Genomic DNA, 3,869 nt, shown 5'->3' with positions numbered 1-3,869 from the left:
CGCAGGGAGGCCGGGACGATGCCCGCGCGCTCCAGCGCCTCCCAGGACACCTCGAGCAGGAGCCGCTGCTGCGGGTCGGTGGTCAGCGCCTCGCGCGGGGACAGGCCGAACAGGCCCGCGTCGAACTCGCTCGCGTCGTGGAGGAATCCGCCGTGCCGGGTGTAGGTCGTGCCCAGGTGGTCCGGGTCGGGGTCGTACAGCCCCTCGACGTCCCAGCCGCGGTTCGTCGGGAACTCGGTGAGCGCGTCCACGCCGTCGAGGGTCAGCTGGAACAGGTCCTCGGGCGAGGAGACACCGCCCGGGTACCGGCAGGCCATCCCCACGATCGCGATCGGCTCTTGCCCGGCCGTCTTCTCCAGGTCCGCCAGTTGGCGGCGGGTCTGGCGCAGCTCGGTGGTGACCCGCTTCAGGTAGTCGAGCAGCTTCGCCTCGGTCATCTTCAGGGCCTTCCAAGCTCATCGTCGATCAAGGAAAAGAGCTCGTCCGCGGTTGCCGCGGTGATCTCCTCGTCGGGCACCGGCGCCGTTCCGTCCGCTTCGGCGGTCAGTGCCCCGAGCAGCTCCCACACCTGTGCGGTGACGTCCAGGCGCAGCTCGGCGTCGAGGGTGGCAGCGTCGGCCGCCAGCCGGGCCAGGGCGGTGAGCGCGTGCTCGGCGGGCGCCTCGGACTCCGGGTCCGGGACGTCCGGGGCCGAAGCCGGTTCCGGGTCCGGTTCCGGGGCGAGCCGCTCCAGCAGGTGCCGGGCCAGGGCGAGCACGCTCGGGTGGTCGAAGGTCACGGTCGCGGACAGGGTGAGCCCGGTGAGGCCGGCCAGCCGGCTGCGCAGCTCCAGGGCGGTGAGCGAGTCGAAGCCCATCTCCATGAAGCCGCGTTCGGGCGCCACGTCGCCCGGTCCGGAACGGCCCAGTACGGTCGCGATCTCCGTCTGGACGAGCCGACGCAGCGTCAGCTCGCGCTCGGGGCGGGGCAGAAACCGCAGCCTCTCGCCCAGGGAAGGTCCGCCGTCCGCCGTCCGAGCGGCCGCCGCGGCAGGAGCACGTACCCATGCGCGCAGCAGCGAGGGCGGTGCGCCCTTCCGCAGCTCGTCCGGGTCGAACCAGGCCGGCACCAGATGCGGCCGGTCCGCGTCGAGGGACAGGTCGAACAACGCCAGCGCCTGGTCGGTGGGCAGCGGTCGCAGGCCCGTACGGAGCATCCGCCGCAGATCGGCGGGGCCGAGCGCGCCGGTCAGGCCGGTGCTCTGCTCCCACAGACCCCAGCCCAGCGACAGCGCGGGGAGTCCGCGCCGGTGCCGGTGGTGGGCGAGTGCGTCGAGGAAGGCGTTGGCGGCCGCGTAGTTGGCCTGCCCGGCCAGACCGATGGTGGCCGAGACCGAGGAGAACAGCACGAAGGCCCCGAGGTCGAGGTCACGGGTCAGCTCGTGCAGGTGCCAGGCGCCGTCGGCCTTCGCCGCGAGGACGGCATGCAGCTGTTCCGCCGTCAGCGAGGCGACCGCGCCGTCCTGTAGGACCCCGGCCGCGTGTACCACGGCCCGCAGCGGGGCCGAGGCGGGGAGGGCCGCGAGGACGGCGGCCAGCGCGGACCGGTCGGCCACGTCGCAGGCGGCCACCGAGACGGCCGCGCCCTTGGCGGTCAGCTCCGCGACCAGCTCCGCCGCGCCGGCGGCGGCGGAGCCGCTGCGGCTGACCAGCAGCAGTCGGCGGACGCCGTGCCGCTCCACCAGATGGCGTGCCACGGTGGCGCCGAGACCGCCGGTGCCGCCGGTGATCAGCACGGTCCCGTCGAGACCGGCCGGCGAGCGGTCGGCGGTGGGCGCGGGGACGGAACCGCGGGCGAGCCGGGGGACATGGATCCGTCCGGCGCGCAGGACGACCTGCGGTTCGTCGGCGGCGAGGGCCTCCCGCAGCCGATCAGCCGCGGGCTCCCCGTCGCCGTCGTGGTCCAGCAGGAGGACCCGGCCCGGGTGTTCGGTCTGAGCCGAGCGCAGCAGGCCCCACACGGCGGCGGCGGCCATGTCGAGCTCCTCGCCCGGGGCCACGGCCACGGCCCGGCGAGTGGCGACGACCAGCCGCCCGGGGCCCTCGCCGTGCTCGGCCAGCCACGCCTGGACGTCCCCCAGCACCTGCTCCGCTGTCGCGTGCACGGCCGCGGGCAGCTCGGTGGCGCTCGACGGGACCGGCAGGACGACGGTCGGGGTGTCCGGCGCCCCGGTCGAGGCGGGAACGCCGGCCTCGCGCCAGTCCACCTGGAACAGCTTGGGGTCGGAGCGGCGGGCGTCGAGGGGGCGCAGGGTGAGGCAGTCGACCGAGAGCACCGGGGTGCCGTTGCCGTCGGTGGCGGTCAGCGACGCCCGCTGTCCGCCGAGCAGGCCGATCCGGACCCGGAGCCGGGAGGCCCCGGTTCGGGCGAGCCGGACGCCTTCCCAGGAGAACGGGACCACCGGCTCGGCGCCCTCCTCCAGCACCAGCGGATGGAGAACCGCGTCCAGCAGCGCGGGATGGAGGCAGAACGGTCCCGCCTCCTCCGCGAGCGCAACCTCGGCGAACAGGTCGTCACCGCACCGCCACGCCGCCCCCAGGTTACGGAAGGCCGGCCCGTACTCCAGGCCGCGCCGGGCGAGTTCGTCGTACCAGCCGGCGGGGTCCAGCGGGGCAGCGCCGCTCGGCGGCCACTCGACCGGCGCCGGGCCGCCGGCGGCGGCTCCGGCCGGCCCGGCCCGGCCCGTGGCGTGCAGCTGCCAGTCCTCCTCGGCCTCGCCGCACAGGCGGCCGTGTATGCGCAGTTCCCGCCGCCCCGACGCGTCCGGTGCCGCCGCCGTCAGCTGCACCTCGACCTCGCCCCGCTCCGGCACCACCAGCGGTGTCCTGAGGGTCAGTTCGTCCAACGTGTGGCCGATCCGCAGCGCCATCTCCAGCAGAGCGGTCCCCGGCACCACCGCCTGGCCGAGCACCCGGTGGTCGGCCAGCCAGGGCCGGCTGCGCAGCGAGAGACGTTCGGTGTGCACGGTGGCGCCGCCGTCGGCGAGTTCCACGGGCCGGCCGAGCAACGGCCGGTCGGCGAGCGGGTGCAGCCAGTGACGGCGCCGCTGGAAGGCGTAGGTCGGCAGCTCGACGCGGCGCGCGCCGGTTCCCGCGTAGGCGCCGTTCCAGTCCACGGCGGCGCCGTGCGTCCAGAGCCTGGCGGCCGAGGCCAGGAACCTGTCGCGTCCCCCCTCGTCGCGGCGGAGCGTGCCGCAGACCACGGAGGCGCCAGGGTCGGGCCGGCCCTCCAGGACCTCCTCGACGTTCATGGTGAGCACAGGGTGCGGACTGACCTCGACGAACGTGCGGTACCCCTGCTCTGCGAGGGCCGCCACGGCGGAGTGGAAGTGCACCGGCTGCCGCAGGTTGCGGTACCAGTATCCGGCGTCGACCGGCCGTTCGCCGAGCCAGTCCCGCTCGACGGTCGAGAAGAGCGGCACCCGTGGGGGCTCGGGGCGGACGTCCGCGAGCACGTGGGCGAGTTCGTCCTCGATCCGTTCCACGTGGGCGGTGTGGGAGGCGTAGTCCACCGGCACCCGGCGGGCCCGCACGCCGTCCGCCTCGCAGGCGGCGAGCAGTTCGTCCAGTGCGTCCGGTTCACCGGCGACGACCGTGGCGGACGGGCCGTTGAGGGCCGCCACCTCCAGCCGGTCCGGCCAGGCGCTCAGGCGGGCCCGCACCTCGTCGGCCGGCAGGGCCACCGACATCATCCCGCCCCGGCCGGCCAGCTTCCGGGCGATCGCCTGCGAGCGCAGGGCGACCACCCGGGCCGCGTCTTCCAGGGTGAGTGCGCCGGCCACGCAGGCGGCGGCGATCTCGCCTTGTGAGTGTCCCACCACGGCCGCGGGC

General features: G+C 75.4%; 2 protein-coding genes. Both read right to left on the bottom strand.

Annotation, left to right across the window (positions count from 1 at the left end; all coding sequences use genetic code 11):
- A partial coding sequence (locus KMS84_RS04830) for a beta-ketoacyl synthase N-terminal-like domain-containing protein (protein WP_256914769.1) occupies nucleotides 1-437 on the bottom strand: 437 nt, incomplete at its 3' end.
- Nucleotides 438-439: 2 nt separating this feature from the next.
- The coding region (locus KMS84_RS04825) for a type I polyketide synthase (protein WP_256914768.1) at nucleotides 440-3,869 on the bottom strand (3,430 nt) is incomplete at its 5' end.

Origin of the sequence: Streptomyces hilarionis (assembly GCF_024539675.1) — a bacterium.
GTDB lineage: Bacteria > Actinomycetota > Actinomycetes > Streptomycetales > Streptomycetaceae > Streptomyces > Streptomyces hilarionis.
This window is presented reverse-complemented; position numbering and strand designations above follow the sequence as displayed.